Genomic DNA, 24597 nt, shown 5'->3' with positions numbered 1-24597 from the left:
GCCGCCCGCATGTACGTCTTCCTGCCCAGCACCATCCCCGCCCTCGCCGGAGTCCTCGACACCGGGAGGGCGGACGGCACCACGGCCTTCGCCGCCGACCCCGGGCCCGGCGGTGACACCGAGGAGGCCGAGTACGACGCCATGTACGCCGCCGCCGAGGCATCCCTGGCACTCCTGGCCGCCGACCCCGACGCCCCACGGCGCCGCGTCGTCCTGGCGGCGGACATGCCCGACCGCGTCGTCGAGCGCCGAGGCGCAGCCGGACCGAACGTGGTCCGCGTCGCGGTGACCGAGCCCGTCCCCTACAAGAAGCTGGCGTCGGCGCACGTGGACGACGAGGCGGCGGCCGACGACGTCGCCGCCGGAGACGCCGAGGACCACGAACTGCTGTGGTTCGCGGTCCAGGAACTGCGCCACCTCGTCGCCGACAGCGGCGCCTAGGCGGGCGCGGCGGCGCGACCTGGCGCGCGTCGCCCCGGCCGGCCGGTCGGGAACGCTCAGACGAACGGCTCGACCTCGCGCAGGAGGCGGCGCTTGGGCTGGGCCCCGACCAACTGCCGCACCGGCTCGCCCCCGTGGAAGAGGAACATGGTGGGCGTGCCCATCACCTGGTAGTCGCGTGTCGTGGCCGGGTTCGCCGGCACGTCGACCTGCACGATCCTCATCCGCCCGCGCAGGTCGTCCGCGAGGGACCTGAGCACCGGCTCCATCTGGCGGCACGGCGCGCAGCTGTCGGCGGTGAACTCCACCAGCACCGGCAGGTCCGAGCGCAGGACGTCCTCGCTGAAGGAGTCGTCCGTCGCCTGGCCCAGCTCCGCGGATCCGATCATGGTCATCCCTTCATCTGGCACAGCGGGTCGGGCGGGTCGGGCAGGTCCAGCTCGGCCCGCGCCAGCTGCGCGCTCACCTGGTGGCGCACGGCCCGCAGCTCGTCGATGAGCGTGTCGAGCTCGGCGAGCTTGCCGCGGTAGACCTCCAGCGACGCGGGACAGGAGTCCCCGGTCGGGTGCCCGGCCCGGAGGCACTCCACGAACGGGCGCGTCTCCTCCAGCCCGAACCCGAAGTCCTGGAGCGTGCGGATCTGCTCCACCAGCCGCAGGTCGGCGTCGTCGTAGACGCGGTAGCCGTTGACCTCACGGCGGCTGGGGATCAGACCGCGTGACTCGTAGTAGCGCAGGGTCCGTGTACTGACCCCCGCCCGCCTGGCAAGCTCACCGATGCGCATGCCCGTCACGGTAGGCCTTGACGCCGACGTCAACGCAACGGGCACGCGCGGATCGGTCCAGGGGCGCCGCGAACGACCGGAGCGGGCCCTCCGGGTCGCGGTCGGAGCACTCGCGGTCGGGGTCGGGGCCCCGGAGCCGGGACGGGCGCCGTGCGGGCGGTGGCCGGTCCCGGTCGCCCGGTTCCTGGGGGAATCGCCGATGCGGCAAGATGGGGGTAGCCCCGTCCCCGAACGTCGAGGAGTCAGCCATCAGCCGCCTGGTGCTCTGGAACATCGACCTCACCCTTCTTGACGTCGGACGGGTGATGAGGGCCGCCTACGCCGAGGCCTTCGAGAAGGTCACGGGCGAACCGCTGGTCTATCTGACCTCCGCCGAGGGGCGCACCGACTCGGAGATGTTCTTCGAGTTCTGCGCGCGCAACGACGTCGACGTGGAACCCGACGGCGACGTCCTCGCCGAGTTCATGTCCCTGCTGGAGGAGGCGTTCGGGCGGCGCACCGACGAACTCCTCGCCCAAGGGCGCGTGATGTCCGGTGCCGCCGCGTCGCTGGCGGCCGTCGCCGGGATGCCCGACACCGTCCAGACGGTGGTGAGCGGAAGCACCCGCGCCAACGCCGTGGCCAAGCTCGCGGCCTTCGGGCTGGACGCCCACCTGGACCTGGCCATCGGCGGGTACGGTTCGGTGAACTACCCCAAGTCGTCCCTCATCCAGTCCATCCGCCTGCACGCCACCGGCGACGGCGGGCGGCCCTACACGGAGGAGGAGACGGTGTTCGTGACCAGCGCCGTCTCCGACGTCCGCGCCGCCAGGATCGGCGGCGCGGTCCCGCTCGCGGTCCGCACGGGCTCGGCCACCGAGGCCCAGCTCCGTGACGCCGGCGCGGTGGCCGTTCTACCGGACCTGGGAGACCCCCAGGCGGTCATGACGGCCGTGCATCAGGCGACGGCCCGATAGTTCACAGCGCGAGGCCCCGGAGGTCCACGTGTCCCGTGCCCTTGACCACCGCAATCCGCTTCTTACAGGTTGTAACTACCGCGTAACGGTGTTGCACCTGTCCTCCTGCGCGAAAACCAGTAGCCTGGTCAGCGGATGAGGTGGGGACAACGGCGTCTGCCGCCTCTCCATTGTTCCGCCTGTGCGCACAGGTGCCGTCCCGTCACCGTTCCCGCGCGCCCCGCTACGGGGTGCACACAGAATCACCCATCAGTACGGAAACTCACAGGTCACATGACCGGCTGTTTCTCCAGCGCTCGTGCGACGTTGCTCACAAAGGAGTGAGAGATCCCTATGTCCGGGCAATCCGACGTCATCCTCCAGAAGCTGCTCAGTGACGCGGCCACGAAGTGGTCGCCCAGAGCGGGCCTAGCCCCCGAGGACGCCGACGCCGTCCGACACTTCCTGCCGTTCTACTACCGGCACACGGACCCGGAGGAGATCTCCGGCCGCACGGCCGAACAGATCTGCGGCGCCGCCAGGGCGCACCGCGACTTCGGCGCCCACCGCGTTCCGGGCCGCGCCAAGGTCCGCGTCTACACCCCCGAGCGTGCGCGCGACGGTTGGGAACAGCAGACCAGCATCGTCGAGATCGTCACCGACAACGCCCCCTTCCTCGTCTCCTCGGTCACCATGGCGCTGCACGACCTGGGCGCCGGGGCGCGCCTGATCATCCACCCCCAGATGACGGTCGGCCGCGACCTCGAGGGCGTACTGCGCGAGATCGACCCCGAGATCGGCGGCGACGGGCTCCTGCCCACCGACGAGTCCTGGATGCACATCGAGATCGACCGCCAGGACGACCCCGAGCGCGTCAAGGAGATCACCACCCGGCTGGAGAACGTCCTCAACGACGTCCGCTACGTGGACGAGGACGCCGCCAAGATGGGCGACCGGGCGATCCGCATCGCCGACGAGCTGGCCGCCTACCCCGACCGCCTCGTGGCGGGCGGGGTCGACCCCCGCGAGATCGGCGAGAGCGTCGACTTCCTGCGCTGGGCGGCCGGCCGCCACTTCACCTTCATGGGCTACCGCGAGTACAGCCTGGTCACCGACGAGAACGGTGACGACGCCCTGCGCCCCGAGCCCGGCTCGGGCCTGGGCATCCTGCGCATGGACTCGCCCGCCTCCACCGGCTTCGCCGCGCTGCCGCCGGAGATCCGAGCCAAGGCCCGCGAGCCCTTCGTGCTCGTCCTGACCAAGGCCAACTCCCGCGCCACCGTCTACCGGCCCAAGTACCTGGACTACATCGGCGTCAAGAAGTTCGACGCCCAGGGCAACATCGTCGGCGAACGGCGCTTCCTGGGCCTGTTCACCTCCCAGGCCAACACCGAGTCCATCGCCCAGATCCCGATCCTGCGCCGCAAGCAGGCCGAGGTCCTGTCCCTGGCCGGGTTCGAGGCCGACAGCTACGACGGCAAGGACCTCATCGAGCTGCTGGAGACCTTCCCGCGCGAGGAACTCCTGCAGATCCCCGTCAACGAGCTGTACAACATCGTCCGCGGCGTCCTGCGCCTGCGCGACCGGCGCGGCACCAAGCTGTTCATGCGGCGCGACCCCTACGGCGGCCGCTACATGTCCTGCTTCGTGTACATGCCGCGCGACGAGTACAGCACCCGCGTGCGCCTGGACATCCAGAAGGTCCTCGCCGACGCCTTCGAGGGCGCCACGATGGACCACAACGTCATGATCGGCGCCGCCCCGCTGGCCCGCCTCTACCTGGTGGCCCGCGCCAAGTCCAAGCAGACGCTGGCCGACATCGACCAGGTGGCCTTGGAGGAGAAGGTCCGCGAGGCCGCCCGCTCCTGGGACACCGACTTCGACGCCGCCCTCACCGAGGCGTTCGGCCCCGGCCACGCGACCGTCTACAAGGAGCGCTACTCCAGCGGCCTCACCGAGGCCTACAAGGTCGACAACTCGCCCGAGGTCGCGGCCGCCGACATCGGCGAGCTGGAGAAGCTGCTGGAGCGCACCGACCCCGACCACCGCCAGGGCGAGTTCGTCGGCCGGCTCTACCAGCCGGACGACCCGAGGCTGGGGGAGTGGCGGTTCCGGCTCTACCGGGTCGGCGAGCCCGTCACCCTGAGCCGCATGCTGCCCGTCCTGGAGCACCTGGGCGTCGACGTCGTCGACGAGTGGCCCTACGACCTGTCGATCGAGAGCGTGGGCCGGGTCTGGATCTACGACCTGGGGCTGCGGCGCTCCGCGACCACCGAACTGCCGGCCGACCGCCTGCGGGAGCTGTTCGAGGACGCCTTCGAGGCCACCTGGCGCGACCGGTGCGAGTCCGACCGGTTCAACGCCCTGGTCGTGCGGGCCGGCCTCGACTGGCGCCAGATCTCGGTGCTGCGCGCCTACGCCAAGTACCTGCGCCAGACCGGTGCGACCTACACCCCCGACTTCCTCGCCGACGTCCTGGGCGCCAACGTCGGGATCGCCGGCCTGCTCATGGAGCTGTTCGAGACCCGCTTCGACCCCGAGCGGCCCGACGAGGGCCGCGACGAGCGGGCCGCGGCCATCGTCGACAAGATCGAGGGCGAACTGGAGAGCGTGGCCAGCCTGGACCACGACCGCATCCTGCGCTCGTTCCTCACGGTCATCGGGGCCACCCTGCGCACCAACCACTACCAGGGGCACCCCTACCTGGTGCTCAAGCTCAACCCGCAGCAGATCCCGGACCTGCCCAACCCGCGGCCCCGGTTCGAGATGTACGTCTACTCGCCCCGCGTCGAGGGCGTGCACCTGCGGTTCGGCTCCGTCGCCCGCGGCGGCCTGCGCTGGTCCGACCGCTTCGAGGACTTCCGCACCGAGATCCTCGGGCTGGTCAAGGCCCAGATGGTCAAGAACTCGGTCATCGTGCCCAGCGGCGCCAAGGGCGGGTTCGTCTGCAAGCGGCTGCCCGAGGGCGGGACCCGTGAACAGGTGATGGCCGAGGTCGTCTCCTGCTACAAGCAGTTCATCAGCGGCCTGCTCGACGTCACCGACAACCTGGTCGACGGCCAGGTCGTGCACCCCGAGCACACCGTCCGGCACGACGGCGACGACTCCTACCTGGTGGTCGCGGCCGACAAGGGCACCGCGACCTTCTCCGACACCGCCAACGAGATCTCCAACGCCCGCGGCTTCTGGCTGGGCGACGCCTTCGCCTCCGGCGGCTCGGTCGGCTACGACCACAAGGCCATGGGCATCACCGCGCGCGGAGCCTGGGAGTCGGTCAAGTACCACTTCCGCGAGATGGGCGTGAACGTGCAGGAGCAGCCGTTCACCGCGGTCGGCATCGGCGACATGTCCGGTGACGTGTTCGGCAACGGCATGCTGCTCTCGCAGCAGATCCGTCTGGTGGCCGCCTTCGACCACCGCCACGTCTTCCTGGACCCGGACCCCGACCCGCACACCTCGTGGGTCGAGCGCAAGCGCATGTTCGAGCTGCCGCGCAGCACCTGGCTGGACTACGACCAGGCGCTCATCACCGAGGGCGGGGGCGTCTACCCGCGCGACGCCAAGTCGGTGCCGGTCAGCCCGCAGGTGCGGGAGGTACTCGGCATCGAGGACGGGGTGGACGGCCTCACGCCGGACGCGCTCATCCGCCACATCCTGGCCGCTCCGGTCGACCTGCTGTGGAACGGCGGCATCGGCACCTACGTCAAGGCGAGCGGGGAGTCGCACGCCGACGTCGGCGACAAGGCCAACGACCGCGTGCGCGTCGACGCCACCGACCTGCGGGTCAAGGTGGTCGGCGAGGGCGGCAACCTGGGCCTGACCCAGCCCGCCCGGATCGAGTTCGCCCGCGAGGGCGGCCGGGTCAACACCGACTTCATCGACAACTCCGCCGGGGTGGACACCTCCGACCACGAGGTGAACATCAAGATCATGCTCGACCGCGAGGTGCGGTCGGGCAGCCTGGGCAAGGCCGAGCGCGACCAGCTCTTCATCGACATGACCGACGAGGTCGCCGATCTGGTCCTGGACAACAACTACGCGCAGAACACCGTGCTGGCCGCCGCGCGCAGCCAGACCTGCGAGATGCTGCACGTCCACGGCCGGTACATGCGCCACCTGGAGCGCACGAAGGTCCTCAAGCGCAAGCAGGAGGACCTGCCCTCGGACAAGGCCATCGCCGAGCGGCGCGCCGCGGGCAAGGGGCTGACGACCCCCGAGTTCTCGACGCTGCTCTCGTACACCAAGATCGACCTCAAGGACCAGATCGGCGACTCGGACCTGTCCGACGACCCCTACCTGGCGGACGCCCTGACGGACTACTTCCCGACGCCGCTGCGCTCGGAGCGCTTCGCCGAGGGCGTGGCCACGCACCCGCTGCGCCGGGAGATCATCGTCAACCAGGTCGTCAACCAGATGGTGAACCGCTCCGGGGTCACCTTCGCCTTCCGCCTCAACGAGGAGCTGGGTTCCAGCGCCGCGGACATCGCCCGCGCCTACCTGGTCGTCCAGGAGATCCTCCGGCTGCGGAGGTTCTGGGGCCGGATCGAGGAGCTGGACCACCACATCTCCGTGGACAGCCAGCTCGTCCTGCTGCTGGAGACCCGCAAGCTCGCCGAGCGCTCCGCCCGGTGGCTGCTGCGCAACCGCACCTTCCCGTTCGACGTGCGCAGCGAGATCGGCTACTTCGCCGACGGCGTGGGCGAGGTGCTCCCGCACCTGGCCGACCTGGTCAAGGGGCGCGACCGCGAGGCCTTCGTCGAGCGCCGCGACCGCTACCGGGAGATGGGGGTGCCGGCGGACCTGGCCGAGCAGGTGGCCGTCATGGTCCCGGCCTACTCCACGCTGGACCTGGTGGAGATCGCCCAGCGCACCGGCCGCTCCGTGGAGAAGGTCGCCGAGCTGTACTTCGAGCTCGCCGACCGGCTCAACATCAGCTGGTGGCGTGAACGGATCATCGACCTGCCGCGGGACGACCGCTGGGGCACGATGGCCCGATCCTCGCTGCGCGACGACCTGTACGCGGCGCACGCCGCGCTGACCGCCCGCGTGCTGGAGTCGGGTCCGCCGGAGGAGTCCGCGGTCGGGCTCATCAACGGATGGATCGCGCAGAACGAGGAGATCGTCGACCGCGCCGGCATCACCCTGTCGGAGATCCAGGAGAACGAGCGCTTCGACCTGGCCACCCTGTCGGTGGCCCTGCGCTCGGTCCGCTCCCTGGTCGACTAGGCCCACCCGTCGGGGCGCCCGCCGCCGACACCGGACTCAGTGTGCCCCCGGCCCATCCCGGCCGGGGGCACAGCGCCGTGCGGGGCGGGGCGGGATACGGAGCTGGGCCGGGGGCGCGGGCAGGCCCCTACACTGGGGGACGTGGCAGACATGGACCCAGCAGAGAAGATCAAGGAACTCGCGGCGACCCTGGCGAGTGTGTCCGCGGTGTTGGACATGGAAGCGATGCGGACGGAGATCGCCGAACTGCGGGAGCAGGCGGCCGACCCGGAGCTGTGGTCGGACCAGGCCAACGCGCAGAAGGTGACGCGGCAGCTGTCCACACTGGAGTCCATGGTCACCAAGATCGAGGGGATCGACCAGCGCCTCGACGACCTCGGCGTGCTCTACGAGCTGGCCGAGGCCGAAGGTGACAGCGACACCCGGGACGAGGCCGACCGCGAGCTCGAACAGCTCCGCAAGGACATCGGCGAGCTGGAGGTGCGCACGCTCCTCAACGGCCCGCACGACGAGCGCGAGGCGATCGTCACCATCAACTCCCAGGCGGGCGGGGTCGACGCCGCCGACTGGGCGCAGATGCTGCAGCGCATGTACCTGCGCTGGGCCGAGCGCCACGGCTACCCCACGGACGTCTACGAGACCTCCTACGCCGAGGAGGCGGGCATCAAGTCCACCTCCTTCGCGGTCAAGGCGCCCTTCGCCTACGGCACCCTGCGCGGGGAGCACGGCACCCACCGCCTGGTGCGCATCTCGCCGTTCGACAACCAGAACCGGCGCCAGACCTCCTTCGCGGGTGTGGACGTCGTGCCCTCGGTGGAGCAGAGCGACCACATCGAGATCGACGAGACCGAGCTGCGCGTGGACGTGTACCGCTCCAGCGGTCCCGGCGGCCAGGGCGTCAACACCACGGACTCCGCGGTGCGCATCACCCACCTGCCCACCGGCATCGTGGTCTCGTGCCAGAACGAGCGCTCGCAGCTGCAGAACAAGGCGACCGCGATGACGATGCTCCAGTCCAAGCTGCTCGCCCGCAAGCGCGAGGAGGAGCAGGCCGCGCTGGACGAGATCCGCGGCGACTCGGTGAGCAGCTGGGGTACGCAGATGCGCAACTACGTGCTGCACCCGTACCAGAGCGTCAAGGACGTGCGGACCGGCGCCGAGACCGGCAACACCTCGGGTGTCCTGGACGGCGAGATCGACGCCTTCATCGACGCCGAGATCCGGTGGATGCGCAGCCGCGAGCGCGGCGACGCTGCGCAGTAGGCTCCGGGTGTCCCCGTCGTCGGGCGCCTGAGCACGGGAACCTTCGGTCCTCGCGGTGCACGCTCGTTCCTCACGAGCGCACCTCCAGAACCTCCAGAACCCCGTACGGCGCCCTCACGGTACCCTTTGGGCCTCCGCTTCGCTTCGGCCCGAGGCGGGGGCACACCAGGTGTCGGAGTGATCGCACCCCGTGTGGCGGCTGTGTCACGGGCGCAGGTTGTGGCCCAATGGTGATGAGTGTGACTCCACACTTTTACCAGAAATACTATATGTGAACGTTACCATCGATTGACACCTCCGATATGCTCGGGGCTGTTGTCCGACGGTGCACGATCCTCCGGATCCTCGGGCGAGTCGCGACCTGGACAATCCGGGCCGCACCCCCCTCTACACTGTCGGTTGGCCATGCGGCCGGTACGATCCCGCGCGGAGTCGGCTCCGAGGCGGGTGCCCATACCTTCGAGAACCTTGTGATGCGCCTGTGATCCACTTCGATAACGTCACGAAGGTCTACCCGACCCAGAAGCGCCCCGCGCTCGACGGCGTTTCCATTGACGTAGACAAGGGCGAGTTCGTCTTCCTCGTGGGCCCCTCCGGCTCCGGAAAGTCGACCTTCCTCCGCTTGGTGCTGAAGGAGGAGAAGCCCGACAAGGGGCGTGTCCACGTCGCGGGTAAGGACCTGGCCCGCCTGTCCAACTGGAAGGTGCCGCACCTGCGCCGCAGGATCGGCTGCGTCTTCCAGGACTTCCGCCTGCTCCCCAACAAGAACGTCTTCGAGAACGTGGCCTTCGCCCTGGAGGTCATCGGCAAGCCCCGGCGGTTCATCCGCAAGGTGGTTCCCGAGGTCGTCGAGCTGGTGGGCCTGGAGGGCAAGGCCGGACGCATGCCCGGTGAGCTCTCCGGTGGTGAGCAGCAGCGTGTGGCCATCGCCCGCGCGTTCGTCAACCGCCCGCAGATCCTGCTGGCGGACGAGCCCACCGGAAACATCGACCCCGCGACCTCCATCGGCATCATGAAGGTGCTGGACCGAATCAACCGCACGGGCACCACCGTCGTCATGGCGACCCACGATGCCGCCATCGTCGACTCGATGCGCAAGCGCGTGATCGAATTGGAAGAGGGCCTCGTAGTGCGTGACCAGACACGCGGCGTCTACGGCCAGGCGTACTGACCCCTGGTGCGTCCGGCGCCGGCCGGCCGCCCCACTGCGAGGACCGGCGCTGCGAAGCCCCGAAGGATGGACCTTTAACAGATCATGCGAGCACAATTCGTTCTCTCCGAGACGTGGATCGGCCTGCGCCGAAACCTGACGATGACCATCGCCGTCATCACGACGGTGGCCATCTCCCTCGCCCTGTTCGGCGCGGGCCTGCTGGTGAACCAGCAGGTGTCCGAGATGCGCAACTACTGGGACCAGCGGATCACGCTGACCATCTACATGTGCACCGATATCTCTCCGACGGCGACCTGCACGGAGAACGGCGAGGCCAGCGACGCGGACCGCGAGCAGCTCGTGCAGACGCTGGAGGGCCTGGACGAGGTGGAGGACTTCCGCTACCTCACGGCCGCCGAGGCATGGCAGGACTTCCAGGAGCGGATCGGTTCCTCCAACGAGGCCCTCGCCGGCGCCGCGCAGGAGGGTGACATCCCGGACAACTACCGGGTGCAGCTCACCGACCCGAACCACTACGACACCGTGCGCGCCGCGGTCGACGGCGCACCGGGTGTCGACACGGTCTCCGACGACCAACGCGTGCTCGAACAGTTCTTCTCGCTCCTGGACGGCCTGAAGTGGGCCGCCCTGGTGGTCGCCCTCGTGCAGCTGGCCGCCGCCGCGCTGCTGATCGGCAACACCATCCGCCTGTCGGCCTACAGCCGACGGCGGGAGACCGGCATCATGCGGCTGGTGGGCGCGTCGAACTTCTACATCCAGCTCCCCTTCCTCCTGGAGGGCGCGATCGCCGGCTTCATCGGCGGTCTGATCGCCTCCGGGTTCATCGTGGCGACCAGGTACACGCTGCTCACCAGGATCGAGGACTGGTTCCAGTTCGACGTGGCGCTCGGTACGGGATCACTGCTCTACGTCATCGGTGTCTCGATGATCCTCGGTGTGCTGCTGTGCACCATCACCTCGTTCCTGACCCTGCGCCGCTACCTGAAGGTCTGACGGGTCCGCCCGACGGGGGCGTTCGCGGGTACCGGGGGGCCACGTGCCCCCCGGACGTATGAAGGGATACACCCAGTGGCACGGGAAACCGGGCGTAAGCTCATCGCGCAGAATCGGCGTGCCCGGCACGAATACCACATCGACGAGACCTACGAGGCGGGGATCGTCCTCACCGGCACCGAGGTGAAGTCGCTCCGCGAGGGGCGTGCGTCGATCGTGGACGGCTTCGCGCACGTCCACGACGGTGAGGTGTGGCTGGAGCAGGTGCACATCCCCGAGTACACCCAGGGGACCTGGACCAACCACGCCGCGCGACGAAGGCGTAAGCTACTCCTGCACCGCCAGGAGATCGCGCGGCTGATCGGTAAGACCAGAGAGCCCGGTTTCACGCTGGTGCCGCTGTCCCTGTACTTCAGTGACGGCCGTGCCAAGGTCGAGATCGCCCTGGCCCGCGGTAAGCGCGAGTACGACAAACGCCACGCCATCGCCGAGCGCGAGGCCAAACGCGATATGGAACGCGCGCTGCGCCGTCGACGATGAGGTCCTCGAAAGGAACACACAAGGTGTCCCCCCGTCCCCTTCGCCGCGTCCTGGCCGCCGGAAGCGGCCTGCTCGTCGCGGGCACCCTGGCCGCGTGTACACCCCACCCCAGCCCCGAGGTGGCGGTACGCTCCTTCCTCCTCGCCTGGCAGGACGGCGACCACGCGGAGGCCGCCCGGTACACCACCGGAGATCCGACGGAGGTCGAGGAGGCCCTGGTGAGCGTGCGCGAGCAGCTCGACCTCGCCTCCCTGCGCTTCGGCCTGGGCCTGATCGAACGCGAGGGCGAGTCGGCGACGGCGGCCTTCGACGTCACGGCCGACCTCGGCATCGGTGACCCCACCTGGAACTACACGGGCGAGATACCGCTCGAATGGGGTCCGGACGGCTGGCGGATCACCTGGTCCTCCGCCGTCATCCACCCCGAGCTGAGCGACGACGAGCGACTCGCGGTCAGCTACGAACAGCCCGAGCGGGGCCAGATCCTCGACCGGGAGGGCCGGGAACTGGTCTCCGCCGACAGCGTCACGGCCTTCGGTGTGGTCCCCGCCGAGATGGACGACAAGGAGGCGGGCGTCACCGAGCTCGCCGAACTCCTCGATGAGGAGCCCGGGCCGCTGCTGAACCGCGTACGCTCCGCGCCGCCCGAGCAGTTCCAGCCGCTGGTGCTGATGCGCGACTCCAGTGTGAACGCGTCCCTGCTGAGCGAGGTCGGCGGGATCCAGGGCGTGGACACCGAGGAAGTGCGGATCAACCTGTCGCCCACGGTCGCGCCGTCCCTGGTCGGCGAGGTCGCGGGCACGGCCGAGCACCGGGTGTCCTCCCGGGTCGCCGGCCCCTACCAGGCGGGCGACACCGTCGGCCTGAGCGGGCTGCAGAGCATCTTCCAGCGCGAGCTGGCCGGATCGGCCACCGCCCAGGTGGTCACCCTGGACGAGTCCGGTGCGATCACCGACGTCCTGGAGTCCTGGGAGGGCGAGCGCAGCGGCGGTGTGGACACCACACTCGACGCCGACGTGCAGCGCGCCGCCGAGGCGGCACTGGCGCCCCTGCCGGGCCGCGCCTACCTGGCGGCGGTGGACACGGCCGGCGGAGAGGTCCTGGCCGCCGCCAACGCGTCGGGCAGCGCGAGCGACGACGCGGCGCTCAACGGCTCCTTCGTGCCGGGCGGCGCCTTCACCATCGTGGGCGCGCTGGCGGCCCTGCAGTCGGACGCGGTCGGTGCCGACGACCAGGTGCCCTGCGGCTACGAGACCACCATCGACGGCCAGAACTTCACCAACCCCGGCTCGGGCGCGCTGAGCCCGGAGTTCGGCGGACCGGACCTGGCCCGCAACCTGGCCCACAGCTGCACGGTCGGGTTCGTCGGACTGGCCCCGGACGTGGGGGCCGACAGCGTCGAGCAGGCCGCCCTGTCGCTCGGCATCGGCGCGGACTGGCGACTGCCGGTGCAGGCCTCCGCGGGGTCGGTGTCGGTCGCCGAGGGAGACGCCGGTGTCGCCTCGGCGATGGTCGGGGAGGACGGCGTGCAGGTGAGCCCGCTGTCGATGGCGTTGGCCGCCGCGACCATCGCCGGCGGCGAGTGGAACGCGCCGACGCTGGTCCGCGAGGAGGGCCCCTCCCCGTCGCCCGAGACGGAGTTGGACGAGGCCGACCTGGAGGTCGTGCGGCAGGGGCTGCGCGATGCGGTCACCACCCGGATGCCGGAGCTGCTCGCCCAGCAGCCGGAGGTGTACGGGCAGGCCGCCCGGGTCGCGCTCGGCGACGGGACCGACCTGCACTGGTTCGTCGGCTACCAGGGCGACGTGGCCTTCGCCATCGTGGCCGAGGCCGACTCCGCGACCACCCTGGTGACGCACCACGCGGTGAACAGCGCCCAGGCGTTCCTGACCTCGCTGGCCACCGGTGAGATCGCGGGGGAGCAGACGGCTCCCGCCGGGGACCCCACGATCCCCGAGACCCCGCCCGGTCAGACCGATCCCGCGGCCGGAGGGGCGGTTACGGACCCGGTGGGCCCGTAAGCGGAACACCCTGGTCACTGGTGCATCCGGACCTGGCAAAGATCGGCCCCGCGGGCAACCCCCCGCGGGGCCGATCGCGTCTTTCCGGATGACTGGCCGCGACAGGGGGTAGTGAGCCAGTCCGAGAGGCAGATCCTCGTCTCGGGGGAGTTTCTGCCCGTTCCCTAGGTCGGCCCGACCCTGCCGACCGCCCCCGTGGGCCGCGTCGACCACATCCTGCGTCCGCGCCCGCGGGGGTTTCTCCCTGCCCGGTGGATCCGTACGCCTGCGCGGGAATCAGCTTGGTCCTCACCCGGTTGTACCGGTAGAGTAGCGAACGCGGGTGGTTCGCCACTCGCATGTCGGCCGCCGGAGACGGTGGTTTTGACAATTTCACAGGGGGTGATCGGTTTCGACTTCGGTAGTCGTTTCAGGGGAAGCGGGCCGAGGGTTGCGTTTGTGACCTCGTTAATCCTGCATTCGCGTAAACACAAGTGCCAATTCTAAGCGCACTGAGTTCGCTCTCGCTGCCTAAGCGATAGCGTCTCTGTCGGTCCGGGCTCGTCATCGGCTCGGGATCCGGCATCAGCTAGATGACTTACCGCTCAGATCAGGCCACGGGGCCTGAGTGGGACATTTTCGTGGCTGGGCCTGTCAGCGATGTGTTCGTGCAAGCGCTGGGGCCGAGTAGAACGACACCACGGACTGCGCCCGGAGAAGCCCTGGCTCGGTGCTGAAGGACGCGGGTTCGATTCCCGCCACCTCCACGAGATACGGATCGCTGCTGCGAGGACTCTGTCCTCCCGGCGGCGGTCCGTTCTTGTTTTCGGGGGATCATCCCTGAGCCCCCATGGCGATAGGCGCCCTTCCCAGTGGTGACGCCTTGCGGATGGAGGGCGTCCGTCGCGTGCCGGACGGGCCACGCGGCTCCTGGTGGATCAGGTTCGCACCATCGACACCGTCACCCACCTCCACTGAAGCCTCTGGCCTGCGTTGATGCGCGGTGGTCGGAGGCTGTTCGCGTGCCCGTGGGGCGGGCGGTGCCCGAGTTCGCCAGGTCTCACATCGGTAAAGAGTGGTGGATGTGGGGTTGACCACATCCTTGTGAGCGCTAACACTAGGCGCCACGCCCTGAGGTTCACAGAGCCGACACGGGCCCGAAACGACGGCGGCATGACCCGGACAGTTGTCGAACCGGTTCGACAGTCGCCACCGACACGGCACAGCACCGCTCACCCCGCGCGCCACGGCACGGGGCCATCTCCCCCCAGATGAGTCAGGAGCACCGAGGATGACGCCACCCCGCTCACCCAGACCACCACGACCGCTCGGCCGCACGGTCGCGGCCGCCGTCGGCCTCACACTGGCCACCGCACTGGTGCACGCCGACCCGGCCGCCGCGGCCGAACTCCCCGCCCCGGCCGTCCACTACGACTTCACCTCCGACGACCTCTCCACCGGCACGATCACCGACGTGTCCGGCAACGGGCGGCACGGCACCCTCGCCCACGGCTCGACCGCCGCCCTGGTCGAGGGCGCCGACGGCGGTGGCGCGCTCGGCCTCCCGGGCGGCGCGGCCGACTCCGGCGCCCACGTCGCGCTGCCCGCCGACGTGCTCGGGGGCGCCACCGACCTCACCGCGTCGATCCGGGTCAGGTGGAGCGGGGCGAGTGCCCCCTGGCAGTGGATGTACGCCCTCGGCACCGACAACGCGCGCTACCTCTTCAGCACCCCCGCCAACGGCGACGGCCGGCTGCGCACCGCGGTCACCGGGAACGGCGGGAACGCGGAGGACCGGGTCACCGGCTCCGCGGCGCTGCCCGAGGGCGAGTGGCGGACCGTCACGGTCACGCTCGACACCGGGGCGGAGCGGGTCACCACCTACCTCGACGGCGCCGCCGTCGGATCCGCGCCGACCTCGCTGGCCGCCGGTGACCTGGTCGACGGCACCGGCGACCTCGCGGGCTACATCGGCCGCTCGTTCTACAGCGACCCGCTCTTCGAGGGCGCCGTGGACGACTTCCGCGTCTACCACTCCGCGCTCACGCCGGAGCAGGTCGCGGAGCTGGCCCTGGGCGACGTCCCCGAGCCGACCGGACTGGTCCAGGACTCCTTCGAGGTCCTCACCACCCTCGGCACGGCCCCGGACCTGCCCGCGACGGTCCCCGCCACCTTCTCCGACGGCTACGAGCGGCCGCTGGCGGCCGAGTGGGACGAGGTCGACCCCGCCGACTACGAGGACACGGGCACCTTCACCGTCGCCGGCACGGTCGGGGAGCGGGCGGTGACCGCCGAGGTCACCGTGATCCGGGAGGGGCAGCTCTCCATCGACCTGTCCACCGACACCGGCGCCTTCCACGGCGGCGCCTCCGGTTCGCTGTACGGCCTCTACGGGCCCGGGCTGCCGACCGACAACATCATCGAGGGGATGGGCGTGCGCACCGTGGCCACCAAGGGCCAGGACGGCGCGCAGCACCCCGGCTCCGACGCCCTGGAGGTCGTGGGCCCCCTGGCCGGCGCCTCCGGCGGCGACGTCTACGTCCGTACCACGGACTACTACCGCGGCTTCCCGTACCAGTGGCCCGGCGAGACCCCCGAGGAGAAGCTCTCCGGGTACATGGACGTGCTGGCGCGCCAGCTCGACCAGATCCGGCAACTGGACCCCGAGGTCCGGGAGCACATCGTCATCGAGCCGTTCAACGAGCCCGAGGGCAACATGTTCGGCAGCGGAGAGTGGAGCTACGACGGCACCAGCTGGCTCGACGACCCCACCGACTACTTCGCGGCCTGGGACACGGCCCACGGGATGATCCGGGAGGCGCTCCCCGACGTCCGGATCTCCGGCCCCAACACGAGCGTGCTCTACGCCCAGAACCGCGATTTCCTGCGGCACGGCGTCGAGGCCGGCACGGTCCCCGACATCATCTCCTGGCACGAGCTCAGCCACCCCGCGCAGATCCGCACCTCCGTGGACCGGTACCGCCAGTGGGAGCGGGAGGTCTTCGCGGGCACGGAGCACGAGGGCACCGAGCTGCCGATCAACGTCAACGAGTACGCCTTCAACTACCACACCTCCGTTCCCGGGCAGATGGTCCAGTGGATGTCGGCGATCGAGGAGTCGAAGATCGACGCGATGATCGCCTTCTGGAACATCAACGGCAACCTCTCCGACTCCTCCGTCGAGGCCAACCGGGCCAACGGCCAGTGGTGGCTGTACAACTCCTACAGCCGGATGAGCGGGCACACGGTCGAGGTCGCGCCGCCCTTCCCCGGGGAGAACTACACGCTCCAGGGCCTGGCCGCGGTCGACGAGGAGCAGGCCAGGGCCAAGGCGCTGTTCGGAGGGGCCGACGGGCCGGCGTGGGTGGAGTTCGACAACGTCCCCGAGGACGTGTTCGGCTCCAGCGTCCACGCCTGGGTCCGGGAGATCTCCTGGTCCGGCCAGCTCGGCGACTCCGGACCCCCGCGACTCGTCAGCGAAGAGGTGCTGGAGGTCCAGGACGGATCGGTCGTCCTCGACTTCGGCGGCTCCCTGCCCGAACTCACGGAGTCGTCGGCCTACGAGGTCGTCCTCACCCCGGCGGGCGAGGGCACCACGTCCACGGGCGTCCCGCCGACGCTGTGGCAGGGCTCCTTCGAGGCCGAGGACGCCGAGTACACCGGCAGCGGCTACAGCCTGAACGGCCCCGAGGGCTCGCCCTCGGACGTCTCGAAGTTCTACACCTCCGGCGGGTACGACGTCGGAGGGCTGCGGACCGGATCGGACGGCGTCCTCGACTTCACCGTGGACGTGCCCGAGGCCGGCACCTACGACCTGTCGGTCTTCGCCAACTCGCTGTACACCGACGAGCGGGTCGCCGACCAGGGCCCGACCAACGTCTTCCTCCGGGTCAACGGCGGCGCCGAACAGGAGGTGTTCCTGCCGCTGGCCTACAAGTGGGTGGTGTGGGACCACGCCGACACCACCGTCGACCTGCGGGCGGGGGAGAACGTCATCACCCTCGCGGCCCGGAGCCTCGACGGCTCCGGCGCCACCCGGGGTGACGCGATCATCGACCGCCTCACGCTGGAGCTGCCGGCTCCGTCCGCGGACACCGTCCGCTACGAGGCCGAACTCGCCGAACTGGACGGGGCCGCGGCCGTCCACTCGCACCGGCACATCGAGCGCGTCGGGGCCTCCGGTTCCGGCGGTGTCGACGTCGGCCGGGACGAGAGCGTGACGTTCTGGGTGTACTCGGCCGAGGACGCCGAGTCCACGATCGACGTGCACACCGTGAGCAAGGGCAGGACCGAGCTCGCCGTCAACGGCCGGCACGTCGCCGACACCGGGCCCGGCACCACGTCGGTGGCGGTCTCCCTCTCCGGCGGGGTCAACAAGGTCACCCTCACCGGCACGGTGCGGTCCTCGATCATCGACGGCATCGAGGTGACCCCGACCGACGAGCACCTGGCGACGACGGTCCACCAGGCCGAGGACGCCGCGCTCGCCGGGGACGCCGAGGTCGCGGAGCTGCCGCTGGCCGCCACCGGATCGGCCGTCACCGGTATCGGCGGCGACCCCGGCAACGGCAACACCCTGACCTTCGAGGTCGAGGCGGCGCGGGCCGGGACCTTCGCCATGCGCGTCCGCTACGCCAACCCGGAGACGTCTCCGACCACGCACTACAACCCCAACCCGGTCGCGCGGCACGCCGACATCTCGGTCAACGGCGCCGACCCCCGCACGGTGCTGTTCCCGCCGACGTTCCACGAGAACAACTTCTGGACCCTCACCGTGCCGGTGGAACTGGAGAGGGGCGTCAACACCATCGCGTTCTCGGCCGAGGAGCAGCCGAACTTCGAGGGCGACTCCCTCATCTCCGAGGACTGGCCGGACCTGGTGCTGCGCTCCCCGTACGCGCCGGTGATCGACAACATCACCGTCGCCGAGTTCACCAGCGGCCCACTGCGCCGCTGACGCCCCACCCGATCCACCCGCACCCGACCCCGAGGAGGAACGTTGGTCACCATCGGTGACGTGGCAAGGGAGGCCGGAGTCTCCCGCAGTACCGCGTCGTACGCGTTCTCCGGCAAGCGCGCGATCTCCGCGCAGGTCCGGCAGCGCGTCTTCGACGCCGCCGGCCGCCTGGGCTACACGGCCAACGCCGGCGCCCGGGCCCTGGCCACGTCACAGACGATGGTGATCGGCCTGTTGGCCCGGTTCCTGGAGGACGAGTTCGCTCCGGCCATGCTGCAGTACATGCTCGGCGTCTCGGACAACGCCCGGGAACTGGGCTACGACATCCTGCTGGTCACCGAGGCCGACGGGGTCCGGGCGCTGCGGCGGATCACCGACTCGCGCATGGTGGACGGCGTCGTCCTGCTCAACGTCGCCTACGACGACGTCCGTCTGCCCGTGCTGCGGGCCGCCCCGCAGCCCGGCGCACTGGTGGGACTCCCCGGGGACTGCACCGGCCTGGACGTCTTCGACCTGGACTTCGTGGCCACGGGCCGACTGATGGTCGACCACATGCACCGGCTGGGCCACCGCGAACTCCTGCTCGTGTCCCAGCCCGAGCACGTCGCCACCCGGGGCGGCGCGTACGTGTGGCGGCTCCGCGACGCCGCGCTCGAGCGGGCGCGCGACCTCGGGATCCGCCTGCACGCCGCCTTCGGCGAGTCCAGCCAGCCGGCCATCGGCACCACGCTGCACGGCCTGCTGGACGCCCACCCCTCGGCCACCGGCCTGCTGCTCAACAACGAGGCGGCCTCGGCCGCGCTCCCGTCCGTCCTGAACGCGCGCGGACTCGACGTGCCCGGCGACCTCTCCGTCGTCGGCCGCTACTCCGACGAGTTCGCGCGCTCCTTCTCCCTGCCCTACTCGTTCGTCGAAAGCGCGCCGGACCGGCTCGGCGACCTGGCCGTCCGCCAGCTGGTGCGCCGGATCGGGTCGACGCAGGCACGTGAGGAGCCCTACGTCGTACGGCTCCTCACCCCGGAGTTCGCCGACCGGGGCAGCACCGGGGCACCGCGTCGCTAGGGCGCGTGTGGCGGATGCCCGCCCAAGCGCCCTCGCGGACCCGGCCGCCGCCCCGGACACACCTCTCTACCACCGTCCCCCCAGCACCACCCCCCCTTGGAGGCACCATGCAACGCCCGACCCTGCGCACCCTGTGCGCCATCAGTACCGCCGCCGTGTGCGCCGCGGCCGCGGCGGGATGCTCGACGTCCGACGACGGCGCGGGGGCCGCCGGCGACACCTACACGTGGTGGGACCCCTACCCCCAGCACGACGAGTCGTCGGACTGGGCGGCGCGTGTGGACGCCTGCGCCGACGAGGCCGGCGTCACCATCGAGCGCACCGCCTACGACACGACCGCCCTGACCAACCAGGCGCTGCTCGCCGCCCAGGAGAACGCCTCGCCGGACGTCATCCTGCTGGACAACCCGGCGGTCTCGACGCTGGCCGACACCGGCATGCTCACCACGATGGACGAGTTCGGCCTCGACACCTCCGACATCGACGAGAACCTCCTGGCCGCGGGCGTGGTCGACGGCGACGCCTACGGCATCCCGATCGGCGCGAACACCCTGGGCATCTACTACAACCGCGAGATCCTCGACGAGGCGGGGGTCGACCCGGAGTCGATCACCGACTGGGACTCACTCACCGGGGCGCTGGAGCAGGTCACCGGCGCCGGGTACGAGGGCATCACCTTCTCCGGTATCGGGACCGAGGAGGGCAGCTTCCAGTTCCTGCCCTGGTTCTGGGGCAGCGGTGCGGACCTGGGCGCCCTCGACTCCCCCGAGGCGGTCGAGGCGCTGGAGCTGTGGACCGGCTGGCTGGAGGAGGGCCACGCGCCCAACTCCGTCATCACCAACTCCCAGAACACCGTGTGGGAGGAGTTCCTCACCGGTGAGTTCGCCTTCGCGGAGAACGGCACCTGGCAGGTCGACAGCGCGGCCGGAGCCGACTTCCCGGTCGGGGTCCTCCCCCTGCCGGGCCGCGAGGGCGGCGTCGCGCCCACGCCCACCGGCGGGGAGTTCATCGTCGCCCCGGTGCAGAGCGACGACGCCAGGTACGAGGTCACCGCGCAGATCGTGGAGTGCATGACCACGCCGGAGGGCCTGGTGGACACGGCCACCACTTTCGCCTACTACGTCCCGCCGACCGCGGCCGGTCAGGAGGCGCTACTGGAGGAGAACGAGGACCTGGAGCCGTGGGTGGACGCGGTGCGCAACGCCAAGGGGCGTACCAGCGACGACCTCGGCACCGACTACCCGCTCATCTCCGAGGCGCTGTGGGGTGCCGTGCAGAACTCCCTCAGCGGCGCCACGGACGCGCAGGAGGCGCTGGAGCAGGCCCAGGCCGAGGCCGAGGCCGCGACCAGCTGATCCGCCGGTTCGATCCGGTCACCCCCCATCCGAGGACGGCACGCCATGACACGGACGCATGTCCGGCCGCCGGCCACGCGAGAGGCACCGGCCGAGCCGGGCCCTTCCCGCCGCGCGCGGGGAGGGCCCGGCCGGCGGCGCACGCCCGCCTGGCACCGGTGGTCCGCACTCGCCTTCATCTCCCCGCTGATCACCTACCTGGTGCTCTTCTACGGGTATCCGCTCTTCCGCAACATCGACCTCAGCATCCACGACTACACGCCGCGCGCGTTCGTGCGGGGCGACGCCGAGTTCACCGGCCTGGCCAACTTCGCCGACGTCGTCCTGTCCGACGCGTTCGGTCCCGCGGTCTGGACCACGGTGGTGTTCACCCTGGTCTCGATCGCGGCCCAGTACGCCATCGGGCTGGCGCTCGCGGTGTTCTTCCGCACGAGCTTCCCGCTGTCGCCCGTGCTGCGGGGGATGTTCCTCATCCCGTGGCTGCTGCCGATGATCGTGTCGGCCTCCACCTGGTCGTGGATGCTCAACAGCGACCACGGGATCGTCAACTCGGTGCTCTCCGCCTTCGGGATCGGCCAGATCAACTGGCTGACGTCGCCCGAGTGGGCACTCGTGTCGGTGATCATCGCCAACATCTGGCTGGGGATCCCCTTCAACCTGGTGATCCTGTACTCCGGGCTGCAGAACGTGCCCGACGAGCTCTACGAGGCGGCCGCGCTCGACGGCGCGGGGCCGTGGAAGCGGTTCTGGCACGTCACGATGCCCCTGCTGCGCCCGGTCTCGGCCATCACCCTGCTGCTCGGCCTCGTCTACACCCTCAAGGTGGTCGACGTCATCTGGATCATGACGGTCGGCGGACCGGCCGGCAGTTCGACCACACTCGCGATCTGGTCCTACCGCAGGGCCTTCGGCACGGGGCAGCCCGACTTCTCCGAGGCGGCGGCGGTCGGCAACCTGCTCATCGTCCTGGCACTGGTCTTCGGCGTGGTCCACCTCTACCTCCAGCGACGGGAGGCCCGCCGATGACCCGCCGCCGCACCTGGTGGAAGACCGCCCTGGGCGTCCTGCTGACCGGGGCCATGCTCTTTCCCGTCTACTGGATGGTCAACGTCTCCCTGACCAGGACGAACGACCTGCGGGCCGATCCGCCGCACTGGTTCCCCCGCGATCCCACGTTCGAGGGGTACGCGGCCGTCTTCGACCAGCAGCTGCCGAACCTGACGACCAGCCTGGTCGTCGGGCTGGGATGCGTGGCCCTCACCCTGGTGGTGTCAGCACCCGCCGGCTACGCGCTGGCCCGGCTGCGGACGCCGGGCGGGGGCACGATCGGCTTCCTGCTGCTGGTCGCGCAGATGATCCCCAGCGTGGTGATGGTGATGGGCTTCTACGCCGTCTACGTGCGGCTGGGCTGGCTCAACACCGTGTGGGGGCTGATCATCGCCGACTCCACGATCGCCGTCCCGTTCGGGGTCATGCTCTTCACCGCGTTCATGTCCGGCATCCCCGAGGAGATCCTCCAGGCCGCACGGGTGGACGGGGCCGGCACCTGGCGGACCTTCCGGTCGATCGTCCTGCCGATCAGCCGGAACTCGGTCCTGACGGTGTCGCTCTTCGCCTTCCTGTGGGCGTGGTCCGACTTCGTCTTCGCGTCCACGCTCAGCCGCAACGGCGACATGATCCCGATCACCCTCGGCATCTACAACTACATCGGCAACAACACCACACAGTGGAACGCCATCATGGCGACCGCCGTCGTCGCGTCGGTTCCCGCCGCCGTCCTGCTCGTCGTGGCCCAGCGCTTCGTGGCCGGCGGAGTGACCGCCGGAGCGGTCAAGTGAGGCGCCCGGCGAGTCCGGCGAGCAGGACCCCCGCATCACCACCACTTCCCAGAGGAGTACGCGTGACCGTCCACGAGCCAGTCGTCCCGACGGACCCGTCCGGGGGCCGCCCGGTGGTCCCGTCCCGGAGCCGGGTCCGCCCGCTCGGGCTCGGAGAGGTCGACCTCGGATCCGGCTTCTGGGCCGCCCTGCAGGACACCAACGCCGCCGCCACGCTCGACCACTGCGAGTACTGGATGGAGCGGTCGGGCTGGCTGGCCAACTTCGACCGCGTCGCGGGGGGTACGACCGCGCGGGACCGGCCGGGCTGGTGCTTCTCCGACTCCGAGGTCTACAAGCTGCTGGAGGCGCTCGCCTGGGAGTACGGGCGCTCCGGGCGGGGCGAGGTGGACGACGCCGTGCGCCGTCTCACCGCACGCGTCGGCCGCGCACAGGACTCCGACGGCTACCTGAACACCTGCTACGGTCACGCGGGCCAGGAGCCCCGGTACAGCGACCTGGAGACGGGGCACGAGCTGTACTGCACGGGGCACCTGCTGCAGGCCGCGGTCGCCCGCCTGCGGACCACGGGACCGGACGCGCTGGTGGACATCGCCAGGCGGGCCGCCGACCACGTGTGCGCCACGTTCGGCGCCGACGGGAACCCCGGGCTGTGCGGCCACCCGGAGATCGAGGTGGGCCTGGTGGAGCTCGGCCGGGCCCTGGGGGAGGAGCGCTACGTCGAGCAGGCGCGGATCTTCCTCGAGCGCCGGGGACACCGCACGCTGCGCCAGGACCGGGTGCCGCTCGGCAGCGCCTACTTCCAGGACGACGTGCCGATCCGCCGGGCCCGCGCCTGGCGGGGGCACGCCGTGCGGGCGCTCTACCTGTCGGCGGCGGCCGTGGACGTGGCGGTGGAGCTCGGGGACCGGGAGCTGCTGTCCGCCGTCGAGCGCCAGTGGGAGCACACGGTCGCGCGACGCACGCACATCACCGGCGGGATGGGCTCGCGCCACCAGGACGAGGGGTTCGGCGAGGACTGGGAGCTGCCCGCGGACCGCGCCTACTGCGAGAGCTGCGCCGGGATCGCGTCGGTCATGGTGTCGTGGCGGCTGTACCTGGCCACCGGTGACATGCGCTATGCCGACCTGGTCGAGCGGACGCTCTTCAACGTGGTGGCGGCCTCGCCGAGCGCCGACGGGCGGGCGTTCTTCTACGCCAACCCCCTGCACCAGCGGGTCGCGGGCGAGGAGCCGGAGGCGGACGCCCTGAGCCCGCGCGCGGAGAGCGGCGTGCGCGCGCCCTGGTTCGACGTCTCGTGCTGTCCCACGAACCTCGCGCGCACGCTGGCGACCTGGCACACGTACGCGGCCGTCGCCGAGGAGCACGGTCTGGCGGTGCTGCAGTACGCCTCGACGCGGATCCGGGCGGAGCTGGGCGACGGCCGGGTGATGGGGGTGGCGGTGGAGACCGACTACCCGCACGAGGGTACGGTCCTGGTCCGCGTCACGGAGGCGCCCGCGGGTCCCGCGGTCCTGCGGCTGCGGGTGCCCTCGTGGGCCCGGGGCGCCGAGCTGGAGGAGGCCGGGCGCAGGCGGCCGGTGAGTCCGGGGTCGGTTGTCGTCGAGCGGGAGTTCCCGGTGGGGGAGGAGGTCCGGCTGCACCTGCCGATGGCACCCCGCTTCACCTGGCCCGACCCGCGGATCGACGCGGTGCGCGGCTGCGTCGCCGTGGAGCGGGGGCCGCTCGTGTACTGCGCCGAGGCGGTCGGCCAGCCCGCCGGAACCGACCTGGACGAGGTCCGGGTCGACCCCTCCGTGCCGCCGGAGGGCCGGGACGGCGGCGTGGTGGTGCGGGGTTCGACGGGCACCGTGCCCGGGCCGCGGGCCGGTTGGCCGTACGGGGAGCCGGTCGGAGAGGTCGGCGGATCGGCCGTGGAGCTCGTGCTGACCCCCTACCACCAGTGGGCCGAGCGGGGCCCGACCGCCATGCGCGTCTGGCTCCCGGCGGATCACTGACGAGCACCGTGACACCTGTCCGACCTTTGGCC

General features: G+C 70.7%; 16 protein-coding genes and 1 other RNA gene. 15 read left to right on the top strand and 2 right to left on the bottom strand.

Going from position 1 to position 24597, the window contains the following annotated elements; genetic code table 11:
- Positions 1-9: 9 nt before the first annotated feature.
- Positions 10-441, top strand: a complete 432-nt coding sequence (locus M1P99_RS05970; RefSeq protein ID WP_304451670.1) for a hypothetical protein — start codon at positions 10-12, stop codon at positions 439-441.
- 56 nt (positions 442-497) lie between these two features.
- Here M1P99_RS05970 and M1P99_RS05965 read toward each other — a convergent pair whose 3' ends face one another.
- A complete protein-coding gene (locus M1P99_RS05965) occupies positions 498-830 on the bottom strand; it encodes a co-chaperone YbbN (RefSeq protein ID WP_304451669.1) in 333 nt (110 codons plus the stop codon).
- A gap of 2 nt (positions 831-832) precedes the next feature.
- Positions 833-1225 (bottom strand): MerR family transcriptional regulator, encoded by a 393-nt coding sequence (locus M1P99_RS05960; RefSeq protein WP_304451668.1) that lies wholly within the window; start codon positions 1223-1225, stop codon positions 833-835.
- 209 nt (positions 1226-1434) lie between these two features.
- Here M1P99_RS05960 and M1P99_RS05955 point away from each other — a divergent pair, with 209 nt between their 5' ends.
- From M1P99_RS05955 to M1P99_RS05890, 14 genes are all read left to right on the top strand, one after another.
- Positions 1435-2181: an HAD family hydrolase gene (locus tag M1P99_RS05955; protein WP_304451667.1), complete on the top strand. Its 747-nt coding sequence runs from the start codon at positions 1435-1437 to the stop codon at positions 2179-2181.
- A 333-nt stretch (positions 2182-2514) separates the two neighbouring features.
- On the top strand, positions 2515-7386 hold the full coding sequence (locus tag M1P99_RS05950; RefSeq protein ID WP_304451666.1) for an NAD-glutamate dehydrogenase: 4872 nt from the start codon (positions 2515-2517) through the stop codon (positions 7384-7386).
- 141 nt (positions 7387-7527) lie between these two features.
- Complete coding sequence (gene prfB, locus M1P99_RS05945; protein ID WP_304451665.1) at positions 7528-8649, top strand: peptide chain release factor 2; 1122 nt, start codon at positions 7528-7530, stop codon at positions 8647-8649.
- Positions 8650-9130: 481 nt separating this feature from the next.
- Positions 9131-9820 (top strand): cell division ATP-binding protein FtsE, encoded by a 690-nt coding sequence (ftsE, locus tag M1P99_RS05940; RefSeq protein ID WP_017596794.1) that lies wholly within the window; start codon positions 9131-9133, stop codon positions 9818-9820.
- Between the two features lie 84 nt (positions 9821-9904).
- Positions 9905-10816, top strand: coding sequence for a permease-like cell division protein FtsX (ftsX, locus tag M1P99_RS05935; RefSeq protein WP_304451664.1), 912 nt, complete (start codon positions 9905-9907; stop codon positions 10814-10816).
- 75 nt (positions 10817-10891) lie between these two features.
- Positions 10892-11356, top strand: coding sequence for an SsrA-binding protein SmpB (gene smpB, locus M1P99_RS05930; RefSeq protein ID WP_053615551.1), 465 nt, complete (start codon positions 10892-10894; stop codon positions 11354-11356).
- A 23-nt stretch (positions 11357-11379) separates the two neighbouring features.
- Positions 11380-13377: a penicillin-binding transpeptidase domain-containing protein gene (locus M1P99_RS05925; protein WP_304451663.1), complete on the top strand. Its 1998-nt coding sequence runs from the start codon at positions 11380-11382 to the stop codon at positions 13375-13377.
- A gap of 377 nt (positions 13378-13754) precedes the next feature.
- Positions 13755-14126, top strand: a transfer-messenger RNA (tmRNA) gene (gene ssrA, locus M1P99_RS05920).
- A 521-nt stretch (positions 14127-14647) separates the two neighbouring features.
- Positions 14648-18313 carry a LamG-like jellyroll fold domain-containing protein gene (locus tag M1P99_RS05915; RefSeq protein ID WP_304451662.1) on the top strand — a complete coding sequence of 1222 codons (3666 nt, stop codon included), beginning with the start codon at positions 14648-14650 and terminating at the stop codon, positions 18311-18313.
- Positions 18314-18355: 42 nt separating this feature from the next.
- Positions 18356-19375 carry a LacI family DNA-binding transcriptional regulator gene (locus M1P99_RS05910; RefSeq protein WP_304451661.1) on the top strand — a complete coding sequence of 340 codons (1020 nt, stop codon included), beginning with the start codon at positions 18356-18358 and terminating at the stop codon, positions 19373-19375.
- A 107-nt stretch (positions 19376-19482) separates the two neighbouring features.
- Positions 19483-20730: an extracellular solute-binding protein gene (locus M1P99_RS05905; protein ID WP_304451660.1), complete on the top strand. Its 1248-nt coding sequence runs from the start codon at positions 19483-19485 to the stop codon at positions 20728-20730.
- Between the two features lie 45 nt (positions 20731-20775).
- Positions 20776-21756 carry a carbohydrate ABC transporter permease gene (locus M1P99_RS05900; protein WP_304451659.1) on the top strand — a complete coding sequence of 327 codons (981 nt, stop codon included), beginning with the start codon at positions 20776-20778 and terminating at the stop codon, positions 21754-21756.
- A complete protein-coding gene (locus tag M1P99_RS05895; RefSeq protein ID WP_304451658.1) occupies positions 21753-22568 on the top strand; it encodes a carbohydrate ABC transporter permease in 816 nt (271 codons plus the stop codon). Before M1P99_RS05900 ends, M1P99_RS05895 begins: the two co-directional genes overlap by 4 nt.
- A gap of 62 nt (positions 22569-22630) precedes the next feature.
- Positions 22631-24565, top strand: coding sequence for a glycoside hydrolase family 127 protein (locus M1P99_RS05890; RefSeq protein ID WP_304451657.1), 1935 nt, complete (start codon positions 22631-22633; stop codon positions 24563-24565).
- Positions 24566-24597 lie beyond the last annotated feature (32 nt).

It is taken from the genome of Nocardiopsis sp. YSL2, assembly GCF_030555055.1.
GTDB lineage: Bacteria > Actinomycetota > Actinomycetes > Streptosporangiales > Streptosporangiaceae > Nocardiopsis.
The sequence above is the reverse complement of the archived record's forward strand: the minus strand, read 5'-3'. Positions and strand labels throughout refer to the sequence as shown.